16 protein-coding genes are annotated in these 16,089 nt (G+C 70.4%); 5 read left to right on the top strand and 11 right to left on the bottom strand.

Annotation, left to right across the window (positions count from 1 at the left end; translation table 11 throughout):
* Positions 1-368: GntR family transcriptional regulator (locus tag G3I65_RS37705; RefSeq protein ID WP_160700325.1), on the bottom strand; the 368-nt coding region annotated here is incomplete at its 3' end.
* A 103-nt stretch (positions 369-471) separates the two neighbouring features.
* Between G3I65_RS37705 and G3I65_RS37700 the strand changes: the two genes are divergently transcribed.
* The 4 genes from G3I65_RS37700 (at position 472) to G3I65_RS37685 (ending at position 3,258) form a co-directional block, all read left to right on the top strand.
* Positions 472-966 carry a gluconokinase gene (locus tag G3I65_RS37700; protein ID WP_166641077.1) on the top strand — a complete coding sequence of 165 codons (495 nt, stop codon included), beginning with the start codon at positions 472-474 and terminating at the stop codon, positions 964-966.
* On the top strand, positions 963-2,327 hold the full coding sequence (locus G3I65_RS37695; RefSeq protein WP_160700323.1) for a gluconate:H+ symporter: 1,365 nt from the start codon (positions 963-965) through the stop codon (positions 2,325-2,327). The genes G3I65_RS37700 and G3I65_RS37695 overlap by 4 nt, the downstream gene beginning before the upstream one ends.
* Before the next feature lie 107 nt (positions 2,328-2,434).
* Complete coding sequence (locus tag G3I65_RS37690) at positions 2,435-2,755, top strand: helix-turn-helix transcriptional regulator (protein ID WP_249026972.1); 321 nt, start codon at positions 2,435-2,437, stop codon at positions 2,753-2,755.
* Positions 2,752-3,258 carry an SRPBCC domain-containing protein gene (locus G3I65_RS37685; RefSeq protein WP_160700321.1) on the top strand — a complete coding sequence of 169 codons (507 nt, stop codon included), beginning with the start codon at positions 2,752-2,754 and terminating at the stop codon, positions 3,256-3,258. The genes G3I65_RS37690 and G3I65_RS37685 overlap by 4 nt, the downstream gene beginning before the upstream one ends.
* Positions 3,259-3,314: 56 nt before the next feature.
* Here G3I65_RS37685 and G3I65_RS37680 read toward each other — a convergent pair whose 3' ends face one another.
* Genes G3I65_RS37680 through G3I65_RS37655 form a run of 6 tightly spaced genes read right to left on the bottom strand, consistent with a single transcriptional unit; the run spans position 3,315 to position 9,981 of the window.
* Complete coding sequence (locus G3I65_RS37680) at positions 3,315-4,283, bottom strand: N-acetylglucosamine kinase (RefSeq protein ID WP_160700320.1); 969 nt, start codon at positions 4,281-4,283, stop codon at positions 3,315-3,317.
* Positions 4,280-5,545, bottom strand: coding sequence for a 6-phospho-beta-glucosidase (locus tag G3I65_RS37675; RefSeq protein WP_160700319.1), 1,266 nt, complete (start codon positions 5,543-5,545; stop codon positions 4,280-4,282). The genes G3I65_RS37680 and G3I65_RS37675 overlap by 4 nt, the downstream gene beginning before the upstream one ends.
* The gene (locus tag G3I65_RS37670) at positions 5,542-6,432 is read right to left on the bottom strand and encodes a carbohydrate ABC transporter permease (RefSeq protein WP_160700318.1); all 891 of its coding nucleotides are present in this window, start codon (positions 6,430-6,432) and stop codon (positions 5,542-5,544) included. The genes G3I65_RS37675 and G3I65_RS37670 overlap by 4 nt, the downstream gene beginning before the upstream one ends.
* On the bottom strand, positions 6,429-7,415 hold the full coding sequence (locus tag G3I65_RS37665; protein WP_160700317.1) for a carbohydrate ABC transporter permease: 987 nt from the start codon (positions 7,413-7,415) through the stop codon (positions 6,429-6,431). Before G3I65_RS37665 ends, G3I65_RS37670 begins: the two co-directional genes overlap by 4 nt.
* Entirely contained in the window at positions 7,412-8,770 is a 1,359-nt protein-coding gene (locus G3I65_RS37660; protein WP_160700316.1) for an extracellular solute-binding protein, read from the bottom strand. Before G3I65_RS37660 ends, G3I65_RS37665 begins: the two co-directional genes overlap by 4 nt.
* 11 nt (positions 8,771-8,781) lie before the next feature.
* Complete coding sequence (locus G3I65_RS37655; protein WP_160700327.1) at positions 8,782-9,981, bottom strand: ROK family transcriptional regulator; 1,200 nt, start codon at positions 9,979-9,981, stop codon at positions 8,782-8,784.
* 201 nt (positions 9,982-10,182) lie between these two features.
* Here G3I65_RS37655 and G3I65_RS37650 point away from each other — a divergent pair, with 201 nt between their 5' ends.
* Positions 10,183-10,647, top strand: a complete 465-nt coding sequence (locus tag G3I65_RS37650) for a hypothetical protein (RefSeq protein WP_166641076.1) — start codon at positions 10,183-10,185, stop codon at positions 10,645-10,647.
* 99 nt (positions 10,648-10,746) lie between these two features.
* On the opposite strand, the gene nudC is transcribed toward G3I65_RS37650, so the two are convergent.
* The 4 genes from nudC to G3I65_RS37630 are packed head-to-tail and all read right to left on the bottom strand — an operon-like array spanning position 10,747 to position 16,042.
* Positions 10,747-11,766: an NAD(+) diphosphatase gene (gene nudC / locus G3I65_RS37645; RefSeq protein ID WP_160700314.1), complete on the bottom strand. Its 1,020-nt coding sequence runs from the start codon at positions 11,764-11,766 to the stop codon at positions 10,747-10,749.
* Entirely contained in the window at positions 11,766-13,145 is a 1,380-nt protein-coding gene (locus G3I65_RS37640) for a pitrilysin family protein (protein ID WP_160700313.1), read from the bottom strand. Before G3I65_RS37640 ends, nudC begins: the two co-directional genes overlap by 1 nt.
* On the bottom strand, positions 13,142-14,434 hold the full coding sequence (locus G3I65_RS37635; protein ID WP_160700312.1) for a pitrilysin family protein: 1,293 nt from the start codon (positions 14,432-14,434) through the stop codon (positions 13,142-13,144). Before G3I65_RS37635 ends, G3I65_RS37640 begins: the two co-directional genes overlap by 4 nt.
* Positions 14,435-14,443: 9 nt before the next feature.
* Positions 14,444-16,042 (bottom strand): DUF2207 family protein, encoded by a 1,599-nt coding sequence (locus G3I65_RS37630; RefSeq protein ID WP_160700326.1) that lies wholly within the window; start codon positions 16,040-16,042, stop codon positions 14,444-14,446.
* Positions 16,043-16,089: the final 47 nt, after the last annotated feature.

The following is a 16,089-nucleotide window of genomic DNA, read 5'->3' as shown; positions in this document are numbered from 1 at the left end:
GCGCCGAGCCGGCCGCGCTCCTCCGGGGTCGCGCGCAGGGCCGCATACCGCGCCGCGCAGGGTTCGATCGCCGAGCGGAGCTCGTTCAGGGTCGCGAGGGCCGCCGGGCGGGCCGGGCCGTCGAGCTGCCAGCGGATCAGGCGCGGGTCGTAGTGGTTCCACTCCGCCGCCTCGCGGACGGTCACCCCGACCCGCCGCTTGCTGCTGGTCAGCCGCATCGTCTCCAGCACGCGGACGACTTCGCGCGCCACCGTCCGCGACGCTCCGAAGCGCTCTTGCAGCTCTTCGGACCGCACCACGGTGCCCGGCGGCAGCTCGCCGTTCGCGATCGCCGCACCCAGCGCGTCCAGTACCTGCTCGTGCCTCACCCGGTCCAACCTAGCCGTCTGATTCGATTAAGTAGTACTTCATCTTGAATAAGTAGTACTTTTGAGTTTGACTCACCTGGGCACAACGAAGTGGGAGGTGCGGATGACCGTCATCGTGGTGATGGGCGTGTCTGGCTCCGGGAAGACGACGATCGGGACCGCGCTCGCGCGGGCACTGGACGTCGAGTACGCCGAAGCGGACTCGTTCCACCCGAAAGCCAACATCGACAAGATGACCGCGGGGCACCCGCTGACCGACGAGGACCGCGCCCCCTGGCTCGAGGCCATCGCCGGCTGGATCCGCGAGCACCAGGACGGCGGCGGCGTCGTGACGTCGTCCGCGCTCAAGCGCCGGTACCGCGACGTGCTGCGGACCGGCGGGAACGTCTGGTTCGCGCACCTGCACGGCGACCGCGAGATCCTCGCCGAGCGCATGAAGTCGCGCTCGGGCCACTTCATGCCGGTGTCCCTGCTGGACTCCCAGCTCGCCGACCTCGAACCGCTCGAGCCGGACGAGCCCGGCGCCCGCTTCGACATCCGCGAAACACCCGCGGCGATCACCGACGCCGCCCTGACCGCCTTCCGGGAGCGCTCATGACCACCCTCGCCGCCGCCTGGACCGGCCACGATTCCCGGCTGATCATCGCGACCGTCGTCGCGATCGCCGTCATCGTCGTGCTGATCACCAAGGTGAAGCTGCACCCGTTCCTGTCGCTGGTGCTCGGTTCACTCGCGCTCGGGCTGACCGCCGGGATGCCGGTCGACAAGCTGCTGAAGAGCTTCACGACCGGCGTCGGCAGCACCGTCGCCTCCGTCGGCATCCTGATCGCGCTCGGCGCGATGCTCGGCAAGCTGCTGGCCGACTCCGGCGGCGCCGACCAGATCGTCGACACCGTGCTCGGCCGGGCCCGAGGGGGCGCGCTGCCGTGGGCGATGGCGCTCGTCGCGGCGCTGATCGGGCTGCCGATGTTCTTCGAGATCGGCCTCGTCATGCTGATCCCGGTGGTGCTGCTCGCGGCCAAGCGCACCGGGAAACCGTTGATGCTGCTGGGAATTCCGGCGGTGGCCGGGCTTTCGGTCCTGCACGGCCTGGTCCCGCCGCACCCGGGCCCGCTCGCCGCGGCGGGCGCGTTGAACGCGAACGTCGGCGTCACGCTGGCGTTCGGCCTGCTGGTCGGCATCCCGACGCTCGTCATCGCCGGCCCGCTGTTCGGCAAGGTGGCGGCCCGGCTCGTCCCGGACGCCCAGCCGCCCGAGCGCCTGATCCCGGAGCGCGCCGACACCGACAAGCCGCGCCCGAGCTTCGCCGCGACGCTCACGACGGTGCTGCTGCCGGTCGTGCTCATGCTGGCGAAAGCGCTCTCCGACATCCTGCTGGACAAGGGCAGCGGGGCTCGCAAGATCCTGGACTTCGTCGGTGACCCGCTGATCGCGCTGCTGGCGGCGGTCCTGGTCGGCATGGTGCTGCTGGGCCGCCCGGCCGGACTGGGCCGGGACAAGCTGTCCACTGTGGTCGGTGACTCGCTCGGCCCGATCGCGGGCATCATCCTCATCGTCGGCGCGGGCGGCGGCTTCAAGCAGACCCTGGTCGACGCCGGCGTCGGCGACGTCATCACCGGCCTCGCCAAGGACGCGAACCTCTCCCCGCTCCTGCTCGGCTGGCTGGTCGCGGTGGCGATCCGCCTGGCCACCGGCTCGGCCACGGTCGCGACGGTCTCCGCGGCGGGCATCGTCGCCCCGCTGGCGGCGGGGATGGACCCGTCGCAGAGCGCGCTGCTGGTGCTGGCGATCGGCGCGGGGTCGCTGTTCTTCTCACACGTCAACGACGCCGGGTTCTGGCTGGTCAAGGAGTACTTCGGCCTGTCGGTCGGCCAGACCCTGAAGAGCTGGTCGGTGATGGAGACGCTGATCTCCGTGGTGGCGATCGCCCTGATCCTCCCGCTCTCCCTGGTGGTCTAGAGAAAAAGCCGTGAAGGCCTCCTTACCGGTCATAAAAGCCGGTAAGGAGGCCTTCACGGCTTTGGCGACCGTTGACATGTGACCTTTTGGTCACCTATCTTGAGGACGTGCAAGACGACCTGGTGTTCAAGGCGCTGGCGGATCCGACCCGCCGGTTCCTGCTCGACCTGCTCTTCGAGCGTGACGGCCGCACGCTCACCGAGCTGGAAACCCAGGTCGAGATGACCCGCTTCGGCGTCATGAAGCACCTGAAGCTGCTGGAAGAAGCCGGACTCGTCGTCACGCGCAAGGACGGCCGCGAGAAGCGGCACTTCCTCAACCCCGTGCCGATCCGGCAGATCCACGACCGGTGGATCGACAAGTACACCGAGCGCCAGGTCACGGCGCTGCTCGACCTCAAGAACGAACTGGAAGGCGAAGAACCATGACGAACACCGTGCAGGTCCACCGCGTCTACATCAAGGCCACCCCGGAGCGCATCTGGGAAGCCATCACCAAGCCCGAGTGGACGCAGAAGTACGGCTACACCGGCCTCGTCGACTTCGACCTCAAGGTCGGCGGCAAGCACCGGACCCGCCCGACGCAGGCGTTCATCGACGCCGGCATGACCGGGGACCTCGTCGACGGCGAGGTGCTCGAAGTCGACCCGCCGCGCAAGCTCGTGATCACCTGGAAACTGCTGGTGGGCATCGACGGCATGGAGACCGAGCCGTACACCACGCTCACCTACGACATCGAAGAAACCAAGACCGCCGGCACCAGACTGACCATCACCCACGACCTCACGGGCGCGCCGCTGACCGCCGAGATGGTCGGCGGGGTGCACGAGAACATCAACGCCGGGCCGGGCGAGAACGCCGGTGGCGGCTGGGCCTGGGTGCTCTCCGACCTCAAGTCCCTGCTGGAGACCGGCGAGATCCTGGTGCCGTGACGGGGGTCTGGCGGGACCTGCCTCGCGCCGCTTCGAGGCAGGTCCCGCCAGGGTCTTCAGACGCGCTGGGTCGCCGCCTTCAAGGCCGTCTTCGCGGCCTCCGGCGCACCCAGCGTGTCGAGTCCGAACAGCGCCGCCCCCACCACGGGGTTCACGTCGACGACGCGGACCACCGCGCGCGGCGCCACCTTCAGGCACCGCTTCTCGATCTCCGCGATCACCGGGGCGCCGATCCCGGTCAGCACGCCGCCGCCGAGGACGATCTCCGGCGCTTCCTCGGTCAGGTCCAGTTCGCGCAGGATCACCGCGGCGAACACGCTGACCTCCTCCACGAACCGCGTCACGACGTCCTGTGCGACCTCGTCGCCGTCCGCCGCCACCTCGAACAGCAGCGGGCACAGGCCGTGGATCGACGCCGCGTCGATCTCCTCGAAGTGCAGGCCCTGCACGACGTCCAGCAGCGTCGGCTTCCCGAAGTACGCCGCCACCGCCGGCATCAGCGCCGTGCGCGGGCCGCGGCCGTCCTCGGCGCGGACGGCCCACCACAGCGCCTCTTCGCCGAGCCGGTACCCGCCGCCCCAGTCGCCGGAAATCTTGCCCAGCGCCGGAAAACGGTGGACGCGGCCGTCCGGGCCGACTCCGGCACCGTTGATCCCGGCCCCGCACACCACCGCGACACCCACCCCCGCGCTGCCCGCCCGAAGCAGCGCGAGGGTGTCGTTGCCGACGGTCAGGGTGTCGCTCCAGCCGCGCGCGGACAGTGCCGCGTGCAGTGCCTCTTCCTCACGCGGGAAGTCCAGCCCGGCCAGGTACGCCGAGGTGTGGACCGCGAACGGCCGCTCCCCGAAGTCCGGGAAAGCCTCCAGCACCAGGCCTTCCAGCGCCGTGACGCAGGCCGCGACGCCGATGTTCTGCGGCGACGCGCCGGGACCTCTGGACTTCCCCAGCACCACGCCGTCTTCCGAGATCACCAGGACCTCGGTCTTGCTGTTGCCGCCGTCGATCGCGATGATGGCAGGCTTCATCCGCGCGCCCAGGGCAGGTACTCGCGGTTGATCCGCACCAGCGAATCGGCGAGTGTGTCGGCCTTCGTGTACTGGCCGACCAGCGGGTGTGCCAGCAGCGCGTCGGCCACGCGGTCGCGGCCGCCCTTCACCGCCGCCTCCAGCGCGAGGAACTCGTACGCCGTCGTCGCCGAGATCAGGCCCGAGAACCGGGGTTCCACCGGCGGCTGCGGAATCGGTGTCGCGCCGGACGAGTCCACAGTGGACCGGGACTCGATGACGGCGTCGTCCGGGAGGAACGGGAACGTGCCGTCGTTGCGGACGTTCACCACGTGCTCCTCGGCCGGTCCGCCCGCGGTCAGCGCGTGCACCAGCTGCACGGCGGCTTCCGAGTAGTACGCCCCGCCGCGCTTCTCCAGCGACTCCGGCTTCGTGTCCTGCTCCGGGTCGAGGTAGATCTTCAGCAGCTCTTCCTCGACGTCGGAAACGACCTCCGCGCGCGGCCGCTCGGTGCGCTGCTTGGCGACCTGCTCGTCGTGCGCGTAGAAGTACTTCAGGTAGTACGACGGCACGACGTTCATCCGCCGCAGCCACTCCCGCGGCACACTGACCTCATCGGACAGGTAGTCCAGGTGCCGCTCGAGCAGTTCGGGCAGCCGGTCGACGCCGTCGACGAGCGCGCCGCGCTCCCAGCTCAGGTGGTTGAGTCCGGTGTGGACGAGCTTGACGTCGTCCGCGCCGACGCCGAGCAGCTTGCCGAACTGGCGTTGCAGGTTGATCGCGACGTTGCACAGCCCGACCGCGCGGTGGCCCTCGTTGAGCAGGGCGCGCGTGACGATGCCGACCGGGTTGGTGAAGTTGACGATCCACGTGTCGTCGCCGGCGATCTTGCGCACGCGGTCGGCGATGTCGAGCACCACCGGTACCGTGCGCAACGCCTTCGCGAGGCCGCCCGCGCCGGTCGTCTCCTGCCCGACGCAGCCGCAGGCGTGCGGGAACGTCTCGTCCGAGCGCCGCGCCCGCTGCCCGCCGACCCGCAGCTGGATCAGCACCGCGGACGCGCCGTCCACGCCTTCTTCCAGCGACTGCGTGGTCCGCACCCGCGCCGGGTGCCCGGCGTGGTCGAGGAGGCGCTGGCTGAACCCGCCGACGGCCTCCACGCGGTAGGCGTCCGGGTCGACCAGCACGATCTCGTCGACGTCCAAAGTGGACCGGCGACCGGCGATCCCGTCGATCAGCTCCGGCGTGTAGGTGGACCCGCCACCGACGACTGCCAGCTTCATCCCTTGACTCCCGTGAATGTGATGCCCTTGACGAACGACTTCTGGGCGAAGATGAACAACACGATGACCGGCGCCATGATGAGGGCCGTGGCGGCCATCGTCAGGTTCCACTCGACGTGGTGCATGCCGCGGAAGGACGCGATCGCCAGCGAAAGCGGCCAGTGGTCGCGGTTTTCCCCGGTGTAGAGCAGCGGCCCGAAGTAGTCGTTCCAGGTGAACAGGAAGCAGAACATCGCGGTGGCCGCGATCCCGGGCTTCGCCATCGGGATCAGCACCCGGTACATCGCCTGGAACTCGTTGCAGCCGTCGATCTTCGCCGCCTCGATGTAGTCCTTCGGGATCGTCAGGAAGAACTGCCGGAGCAGGAAGATCGAGAACGCGTCGAAGAAGAAGTACGGCACGATCAGCGGAACCAGCGTGCCGGTGAGCCCCATCCGCACCCACAGGTCGTACAGCGGCACGATGGTGACCTGCGGCGGCAGCAGCATCGCGGCCACGGTCAGCATGAAGAACAGGTTCTGCCCGCGCCACCGCAGCTTGGAAAGCCCGTAGGCGGCCGGGATCGCCGAGAGCAGCGCGCCCGCCGTCGCCACGGCCGAGTACAGCAGGCTGTTGCCGAAGTACGACAGCAGCGGGGCCTTCTGGAACACCTCGACGAAGTTCTCGAAGTGCCATTCGGACGGCCACAGGCTGGCCGTCATCGCCTGGTCGCTCTTCATCACCGAGGTGAGGAAGACGAACAGGATGGGCAGCATGAAGATCACGCCCATGGCGATGCCGACCGAGTGCAGGGCGATGAACGACAGCCGCTTGTCCCACTGCCGCTTGAACTTCACCTTCGGCGGCACGCCCGCTTCGCGCTGCGGCGCTTCGGCCAACGCGGTCATGCGCCCTCCTCCTGGTGCTGGGACTTCCGCAGCTGGCGGACGAGAATCCACGTGAACGCCGCGCTGACGATGAACAGCAGCACGGCCATCGCCGCCGCGTAACCCATGTTGAAGTAGCGGAAACCCTGGACGTACAACCAGATCGGGTACGTCAGCGTCGAGTTCTGCGGTGCCCCGATGAGCTTCGAGTTGCCCGCGACGTCGGCGGTGCCCGCGCTCGCGGAGGCGGCCACGATCGCCTGCGTGAAGAACTGCAGGGCGTAGATGATCGAGTTGACCACGCCGAACAGCAGCACCGGCGAGATCGAGGGCAGCGTGACGTGCCAGAACCGGCGGATCGGGCCGGCGCCGTCGAGTTCCGCCGCTTCGTACTGCTCGGTCGGGACGTCCAGCAGCGCGGCCAGGATGATGATCATCAGCTCGCCGGAACCCCACAGCGCCAGCAGCGTCAGCGCGGGCTTCGACATCGACGGGCTGTTGAACCACAGGCCGCCGTCGATGCCGACGAGCCGCAGGAACCGGTTGACCGGCCCGAATTCCGGGTTGAACACGAAGACGAAGGCCAGCGTCGCCGCCGCGGGCGGGGCGAGCGTCGGCAGGTAGCAGAGCGTCCGGACCAGGCCGACGCCCGACTTGAGCCGCGAGATCACCGACGCGACGCCGAGGGAGAACACCACCCGGCAGACCGTCAGGATGACCACCAGCCACAGCGTGTTGTACGCGGCCGTGCCGACCAGCGGCTCGGTGGTGAACATCCGGACGTAGTTGTCGAAGCCGATGAACTCCGGCGCGTTGATCAGGTCGTACCGGGTGAAGGAGTAGTAGACCGTGGCGATCAGCGGGTAGCCGAAGAAGATCAGGAACCCGAGGAACGCCGGCGCCATGAAGAAGAAGACGGTCCGGCGGCGCTTGGCCCGGCGGGCCCCCGCCCGCGCCGTTGCCGGCGCGGACGGGGAAGCCTTTTCGGCGAGCGTGGACGTCATCCGCCCGCGCCCTTCTGCTTGAGTTCGTCGTTGACCTGCGCGTCGACCGTCTTCAGGCCGGCGATGAGGTCGGGCACCGAACCGGCCTGCCACTTCTCCGCGAAGTCGTTGACGGCCTTGAGGTGCGCGTCGCCGATCGGGGTGGTCTGGTTGGCCACCAGCTTGCCGCTGTCGTAGATGTCGAGGAACGTCTTGAACTGCGGCTGCAGGTCCAGCTTCGGCGAGGTGAGCGAAGCCTTGGTGCTGGGCACGTTCTTCAGGCCGTTGGCCATGTCCACCAGGGTGTCGGTGTCCAGGGTGACCTGCTTGATCAGCTCCCACGCGGCGCCGGGGTTCTTGGCGCCCTTGGGGATCGCGATGATGGTGCCGGTGGTGAAGCCGCCGCCGTAGTGGTCGGCCATCGAGTCGAGGACCGGGAACGGCGCGGTCTGGTACTTGACCTCCGGCGCCTGGTCCTTGAGGAACGCGGTGCGGAACTCGCCGTCCATGATCATGGCGAGCTTGCCCTTGTGGAAGCCGTGGTCGGCGGAGTACTCGTCGCCGAGGCCCGCCTTGAACTTCTCGACCTTGTCGTGGCCGCCGTAGAAGTCGATGAGCTGCTTCTGGAACTCGAACATCGCCTTCCAGCCGGGGTTGGTGGCGAGGTCCGACTTGCCGTCCTGGCCCAGGAAGGTGGCGCCGAAGTACTGCGCCCAGTACTGGGCCTGGTTGGCGTAGAACGGCATCGAGGGCAGGAAGCCGGCGACCTTGATCGAGCCGTCCGGGTTGAACTCGGTGAGCTTCTTGGTGTCCTCGAACAACTCCGACAGCGTCTTCGGCGGCGTGGTGATGCCCTTCGCCGCGAACATGTCGGTGTTGTAGTACATCCCGTAGACGTCGGCGAGCATCGGCATCGCGCACCGCTTGCCCTGGTACTCGGTGTAGTTGCGGACCGCTTCGGGGATTTGGTTCAGGTCGATCTTGTCGCGCTCGATGTAGGGCTTCAGGTCCTGGAAGCTGCCGGTGGAGCACCAGGCGCCGAGGTTGTCGGTGTAGAAGGAGATCGCGACGTCGGGCGGGTTGCCGCCGCGGATCGACTGGGTGAGCTTGTCGTCGTCCTGGTTGCCCTCGTGCTTGATCTCGATGTTCGGGTACTTGGCCTTGAGCTTGTTGAGGCCGGCCGTCACCACGCCGTACTCGCGGTCGGTGAACTTCGAGTACACGGTGATCGTGAGCTTGTCGTCCTTGCCGGGCGCGGCCGCGGCGTCACCCCCGCTCGGCGCGGCGGCGCCGGAGCAGGCGCTGGTCAGCAGGACGGACGCCGCGGCGGCGGCAGCGAGAAGTGCGCCGCGACGGGTCCGGGTGGTAGGGGGCATGGCCCTCCTCCTCATCGGTTGGGGCTACTCGGGTGCTTGTCCTCGGTCCGGCGTGAGCCGAGGAGCGTGGGGGTGACGACGCCGAAGACGTCCTCGCGGGTTTTGGCCAGCGCGGACTGCAGCGCGCCGGCGCGAACGGCGTTGCCCTGCACCGAAGCGCAGCCGACGGGCGTGCGCGGCAGGACGAGTTCGTGCAGCTTTTCTTCGACGAGCGCGGCGAAGTCCTCGCCGCCCGCGCGGCTGGTGTCGCCGCAGAGGAGCACGAGCTGTGGGTCGGCGACGGCGACGAGGTTGGCGACGCCGCCGGCCACCCGCCTCGCCAGGTCGTGCCGGAAGGGGTGGTCCGGCGCGGTTTTCGCGACGGCGTCCCAGGCGGTTTCGGCTTCGACGCCGTGCGCGGCGGCGAGGCGGCAGATGGCGGGCGAGTCGACCAGGTTGCCGAACCGGGCGCCTGCCTCGGGCCAGACGTCCCCGGTGTCCACAGTGGCCGGATCGGGCACGCGCATCCAGTCGATCTCGCCGCCACCGCCGGTCGCGCCGCGCAGCAGCCGCCGTCCGATCACGACGGCGCCGCCGACGCCTTCGGACAGCCACACCATGACGAAGTCGTCGACGTCCTGCGCCATCCCGACGCTCATCTCCTCGACGGCGACGAGGTTGACGTCGTTCTCGATGAGGACGTCGACCCCGAGCTCGTCGGAGAGCTTCTGCGGGACGTCGAAGCCGAGCCAGCCGGGGATGTGCGGCGCGGAGGACAGCAGGCCGGTCCGCGGATCGAACGCCCCCTGCGCGCCGATCACGACGTGGGCCAGGTCTTCCCTTTTGATTCCGGCTTCTTCGGCGACCTTCTGGAGGGCCTCCCCGAAGGTCCCGACGACATCGGCCCCGGCGTGCACGGGCAGCGGCGTCCGGTACTCGGCGAGCACGACCCCGGCGACATCGGCGACGACGAAGTCCGCGAAGTGCGGCGTCAGATCGACGGCGGCGACGAAGGCGAGGCTCCCGTTGGCCGCCCAGAGCTGGGCGCGCGGCCCCCGTCCCCCGCCTCGCACACCCGCCTTGACGACGAGGGCGTCCAGCTCGAGCCGGGTGATGAGCTGCGCGGTGGCCGGCTTCGAGAGCCCGATGGCGAGTTCGAGTTCGGCGCGGGTCAACGGGCCTTCCCGAAGGAGGACCTCGATGGCGGCGCGATCGTTGATCTCGCGCAGCATCCGCGGGCTACCGGCTCGCACTCGTTCGCTCCCGACTTAATTAGGATACTTTACAGACGGTTTCGCAGGACTGTAGTGAGCCGGGGCACAGCCGTCAACGGTCTCCTGAAACGGGCAGGTAACGCTTGGCCCGCGCTGGGCCACTCGGCCGTAACGCGCGCTCCCGGATTTCCGGTTGCCCAGGCGGGGATGCTGGAGGGCATGGACGTCGTGGCGCAGCGGGTGCGGACCACCTGGACCAAGCGGTCCCGGGGTGGCCCGCTCGCCGGCGTGCGCAACGGGGTGCCGGTGGCGTTCCCCGTGCCGGCCGGGGCGGCGCTGCACGAGGTGTCCGTCGACGAGTCGACCGGCTTCGAGCCGCGGTTCGCGCTGCGCTCACTCGGCGAACTCGACGGCGTCACGCTCCGCGAGGTCGACGGCGGGCTGCTGGTGCTGGTGGTGCCGTCGGCGTGGGGCCGGCCGAAGCGGGAGCGGCGGCCCCCGCCGGTTCGCCTGCTGCCGGGTGAGTGGATCCGGTGGCAGGTGAACATGCGGTTCGGCGCGACCTGCCAGTGCGGCAGCGACTGGAGCTACCGGCTGGAGACGCTGAACTTGGCTTACGGCAGCGTGGCGGACTTCGCGGGCACGCCGACCCGCTCGGTGATCGAACGCGGTGACCTGCGGTGAGCCGCGGGCAAGGTGGGCTGAAGGGGACTTTCCTGCGATGTAATGAGAGGAAGGTCCCCTTCCCGCCCACCTCGACGCCGGTGAAGGGCCCGCGGGTGGTTACTCCTCCGCGTCCGCCCAGGCCTTGAGCATCACGCGGGCGATGGACGAGTTGCCCGGCAGGATGATCTCCGCCGCGCCGTCCGCGATCGGGGTCGGCTTGGCGCCCTCGTTCCGCAGTTGGCTGTTCTCGAACGCCTCACGGACCTCCGCCCGCGACACCCACAGCGCCTCTTCGATCTCGCCGTCCGCCGGGACCAGCGGCAACGACCGGTCCGCCCGGGCCGTGAAGCCCAGCATGATCGAGCGCGGGAACGGCCACGGCTGGCTGCCCAGGTAGCGCACGTCCGAGACCGACGCCCCGACCTCCTCGCGGATCTCCCGCACCACGCAGGCTTCCAGCGACTCCCCCGCCTCGACGAAGCCGGCCAGCACCGAATAGCGGCCGGCCGGCCAGATCGGCTGGCGGGCCAGGAGCACGTGCGAGCCGTTCGTGCCCTCCAGCGAGTGGACCAGGCAGATCACCGCCGGGTCCGTGCGCGGGTACTCCTCGCGGCCGTCGTTGGTGCACTTGCTCGCCCAGCCGAACTGGACCAGCTCGGTCGGGTGGCCGCAGCGCGTGCAGAACTTGGCTTGACGGCGCCAGAAGCGCAATGCCTGCGCCGTCGTGAACAGGCCTGCCGACGTGTCGTCCAGCAGGTCGCCGTAGCCGCGCAGGTCGACCCAGATCTCGCCGGCGGCGCGCGGGACCTCCTCGACGAAGCCCCAGCTGCCCGCCATCTTCACCGTGTCGGCTTCGCCCGACGGGCCGCCCGGGAGCGACCAGTAGTCGACGTCGTGCCACTCGCCCAGGAACACCGCGTCAGCCGGGGGTTCCGAGCCGAAGTCGATCGCCTTGCGGAACGCCAGTACCGACGAGCCTTCGACGACCGGGGTGCGCCCGGTGTCGTCCAGCAGGACGACCCGGGCGTCGGGCCACTTCGACACCAGTCGCGAAGGGTTGGTGCGCAAGCCTTCCTGGCGGTCCACAGTGGACCGGGACAGCGTGGACAGATCGGCGAGCGTGAACGGAGCGGACATCAGGCGGGCTCGCCCACCACGACGTCGCCGAGCGCGAGGAGCTTCTGTTCCAGCACCGCCGCGTCGCCGACGACCACGCCGGTGAACCGCTTGGGGGCGAAGAACTTCAGCGCCGCTTCGGCCACCTCGTCGGCGGTCACCGCGGCCACCCGCGCCGGGTGCTCGTTCAACCACTCCAGGCCCAGCCCGGTCGAGGCCAGCGCGAGCACCTGCCCGGCCAGCCCGGCCTGCGACGACGTCGAGGTCAGCAGCGAGCCGATCGCGTACTGCCGCACCGATTCCAGCTCGTCGCCGGACGGCGGGACCTGGCCGAGGCGGCCGAGTTCGTAGCGGGTCTCCAGCAGCGCCGGGGCGGTCGCGTCGGTCGCGGTGTCCGCGTCGACGTTCACCACCGCGGTGCCGTCGGTGAACTCGAAGCCGGAGTGCGCGGAGTACGTGTACCCCTTGTTCTCGCGGATGTTCTCCACCAGCCGCGACGAGAAATACCCGCCGTACGCCAGGTTCGCCAGCTGCAGCGCCGCGTAGCCCGGGTCGGTGCGCGGGACGGTCTGCGCGGAGAGCCGGATCTGCGACTGGACGGCGCCGGCGCGCGGCACCAGGAGCACGTCCGGCCCGGTCAGGTCCGGCAGCGCCGGGAGCCGGACGGCGGAGCGGTCGGACGCCCAGGCGCCGAGCACCTTTTCGAGGTCACCGACCACCGCGGCCGGGTCGAGGTCGCCGACCAGCACCAGCACCGCGCCGCGCGGCAGCACGGACGCCTGGTGCAGCGCCCGCACCTGCTCGGGCGTCACGACCGCGACGTCTTCGGCGCGCGGTACCTCGCGGGTGGCCGGGTGGTCGCCGTAGCGGTGCTTCTGCAGCGCTTCCCGCGCGATCGTGCGCGGCTGCGTGCGCGAGACGGCGATCCGCTCGACGAGCCGCTCCTTCTCGCGCGCGATCTCCTCGTCGGCGTACGTCGCTCCGGTGAGGACGTCACCGAGCACGTCGAGGAACGTCGGGAGCTTGTCGGCGAGCGCGGATCCGGTCAGCACCAGGCGTTCCGGGTCGACGCCGGCGCCGATGTCGCCGCCGATCAGCGCCAGCTCGGCGTCGATCTCGATGCGGTTGCGCCGCGCGGTGCCGGTGAGGATCGTCTCCGCGAGCACCTCGGCGGTCGCCGGGTGCAGCGCGTCGTCGCCCGCGAACGGGATCCACAGCCGCGCCTCGACCAGCGGCACGGTCGCCTTGCGCACGGCCAGCACGCGCAGGCCGTTGGACAGTTCGGTGTCCACGTGGGACAGGTCCGCGGCCGCGCGCTGCGCGCCGAGCGGGGGCAGCGGGCGGGGACCCTGCGCGGTGCGGCCGATCTCCTCCGCACTGCGGTGCGTTGCCGAAGTCACTGCTCGTTGTTCCCTTCCGAAGCGGGCTTGACCACCAGCACGGCGCGCGCGTCCGGGCGCAGCGCCTTCGCCGCCGCCGAGACGGCCTCCGCGGTGACGGCCGACATCCGGTCCGCCAGCTTGTACACCAGCGACGCGTCGCCGTAGAGCAGCTCGAACGAGCCGAGCGCCAGGGTCCGGGACACCAGGCGGTCGTGCTCCGAGTGCAGGCTCGCCGTCCAGCGGGCCGTCACCTTGCGCAGTTCCTCGTCGCTCGGCGGGGTCTCGGCGAGCTTCTCGAGCTCGTCGTCCAGCGCGGCGAGCACGCGCTCGCGGGGCACCTCGTGCGGGTGGATGAGGGTGATGGTGAACGTGTCGGGGTCGCGGGCCTCGAACGGGCCGAACAGCCCGGCGCCGGCCCCGATGTCGACGACGAGGGGCTCGCGGTGCACCAGCCGCTGCTGGAGGCGGGAGCCGTCGCCGTCGGTGAGCACGCCGGCCAGCACGAGGTAGGCCAGGTAGCCGTCGACGTCGTTGATCGGGTCCGGCATCCGGTAGCCGATGCCGAGCGCGGGCAGCGGGGCGTGCGGGTCGATCGTCTCGCCCAGCAGTTCGGTGGTCGGCAGCGGCTCGGCGAACGACGGGCGCTGCGGCGCGGGCCGGTGCGGGACGTCGCCGAAGTGCTTCTCGATCAGTTCCTTCGCGGTGCCGGCCTCGAAGTCACCGGCCACCGTGAGCACGGCGTTCGCCGGCGAGTAGTAGGTGTCGAAGAACGCGGCGCAGTCCTCGACCGTGGCGCTTTCGAGGTCTTCGAAGCCGCCGTAACCGTTGTGCGCGTTGGGGAACGTCGAGTACAGCACCGGCGGCAGGGTGATCCACGGGAACCCGCCGTACGGCCGGTTCAGCACGTTCAGCCGGATCTCTTCCTTGACGACGTCGATCTGGTTCGCCAGGTTCTCCGCCGTCAGCTTCGGCGCGCGCATCCGGTCGGCTTCGAGGAACAGCGCGCGCTCGAGCGCGGCGCTGGGCAGGACCTCGAAGTAGTCGGTGTAGTCCGGGTGGGTCGACCCGTTGAAGGTGCCGCCGCTGGACTGGACGTGCCGGAAGTGCGCGAGCTTCTCGAGGCTCTCGGAGCCCTGGAACATCAGGTGCTCGAAGAGGTGCGCGAAACCGGTGCGCCCCTCCGGCTCGGAACGGAAACCCACGTCGTAGTGCACGCTGACGCCGACCACCGGCGCGGTCGCGTCGGGTGCGAGGACCACGCGCAGACCGTTGTCGAGGGTGTATCGGACGAGCTCGGGATCGGCCATGGCCCCACCCTACGACGGCGGAGCGGGTTCCGGTGTCCCGGCTGGCGGGTCGGAACCGGGGCGCGGCCGCGCGGTGTCGAGCAGGTGGGCGCGGCGGGCACCGGCGAACGCGCCCGCGAGCGCCGTGGCGAAGGATCCGGCCTGGTCAGGGGTGACGTCGCCGGCGTGCCAGTACACCCGCGGCGGGTGCGGGAGCGCCGCGAAGGCGGCGACCCACGGCGCCAGTTCGCCCAGAGCTGACGCGTAAGGGAGGCCACGGGAGAAGACGAGTTCGCGCTGGGGCTTGGTGAGGTCCTTGGGCTTGGCCGACGCCAGCGCTTCGGCGACGCCGAGCAGGCGCCCGGTGAGGTCGGTCCCCGCTCGCCGCCGCGCCGGCAACGCGGCCGACGTCGCGACGGCGGCGACCCCGGCCAGGACGAGGATGACGCCGAGCTGGGCGTAGCCGACGGTCAGCGCGAGCAGCACGGTGAGGAACAGGCCGTAGAAGACGACGCGGATCCCGGCGCGGCTGAGGCGCCGGGGTTTCCGCGCGACCCAGCCGCGGCGGACGGCGTCGGCGTACAGGGCGTCGTCGATGTCGACGACGCTCCGCCGCAGTCCGGCGACGGTCCCCGCGTCCTCGGCGGCCTCGAAGACGGCACGTTCGAAGGCGGTCAGGTGCTCGTCGGGCGGGTTGCGGCGGGTCAGCCGCCAGTCCCCGTCCTCGGCGCTCACCCACAGGTAGTTGCGGACGGCGAGGTCGAGCACGGTCGCGGCCAGGTCGGCGGGCCCGGCCCGGCCGTGCAGCAGGACGCCGGCGTGCCCCGGCAGCACGCCCTCCGGCGACTCGAACTCGCCCCCCTCCGTCACTTTCACGTGAAAGCGACCACCTGGGGGCGGCACTTTCACGTGAAAGCGGCGCCGGGCGCGCCAGACCAGCGCGGCCGTCAGCAGCAGGAGCGCGCCGAAGCCGGCCCACGCCCAGCCGACCGGGGCGGTGAGGACGAAGGCACCCGCGATGGTCGCGGCCGGGACCACGACGGCGTTGGCGGGCACGGTGCCCGCGGGCAGCTCGACGGTCGCCGTCATCCGCTGGCCCGCGGCGAGGTTCTGCTGGCTGAACCGGGTCAGCCCGGCGTGGTCGATCTGCGCGGCGCCGCAGGGGAAGTCGGAGTCCGGCGGCCCGGCGAGGCAGTCGACGGCCGTCGGGATCTTCGGCGCGGCGAAGGAGGCGCGGAGGAACTTCAGCTCGGCGCTCCAGCCGCCGGCCAGCTCCCAGGTGACGCGGTCGCCGTCGACCGCACCGTCCACTGTGTACCGCAGGATCGAGGTTCCGGAGGTGAGGTGGACGGTGAAGGCGTCCTTGTCCACGCTCGCCGTCCCGCTGCCTTCGAGGACGACGTCGCGGACCTGGTAGAGCCGGTCGCGGTGGTGCGGCGCGGCGACGCGCAGCGCGACCCGGCGGTCCATCGTGACGCCGTTGGGCACGGAGATCGCTTCGGCGACCGAAAGCGAGCCGTCGCGCTCGAGCTTGAGCTGGATCTCGGCGCTCTGCGGCAGCGTGGGCAGCGGGGGCTGGTCGACCGGTGCCGCGGCCAGGAAGAGCGCCAGCGCGGCCGCGGCGAGCACGGTCAGCGGGCGGCGCGGCCGGACGCGGTGAGCAGCCCGTCGAGCGC

Source organism: Amycolatopsis sp. SID8362 (assembly GCF_010550475.1).
Taxonomy (GTDB): domain Bacteria; phylum Actinomycetota; class Actinomycetes; order Mycobacteriales; family Pseudonocardiaceae; genus Amycolatopsis; species Amycolatopsis eburnea.
Note: the sequence above shows the minus strand (reverse complement) of the source record. Positions and strands in the feature narration are given on the sequence as shown.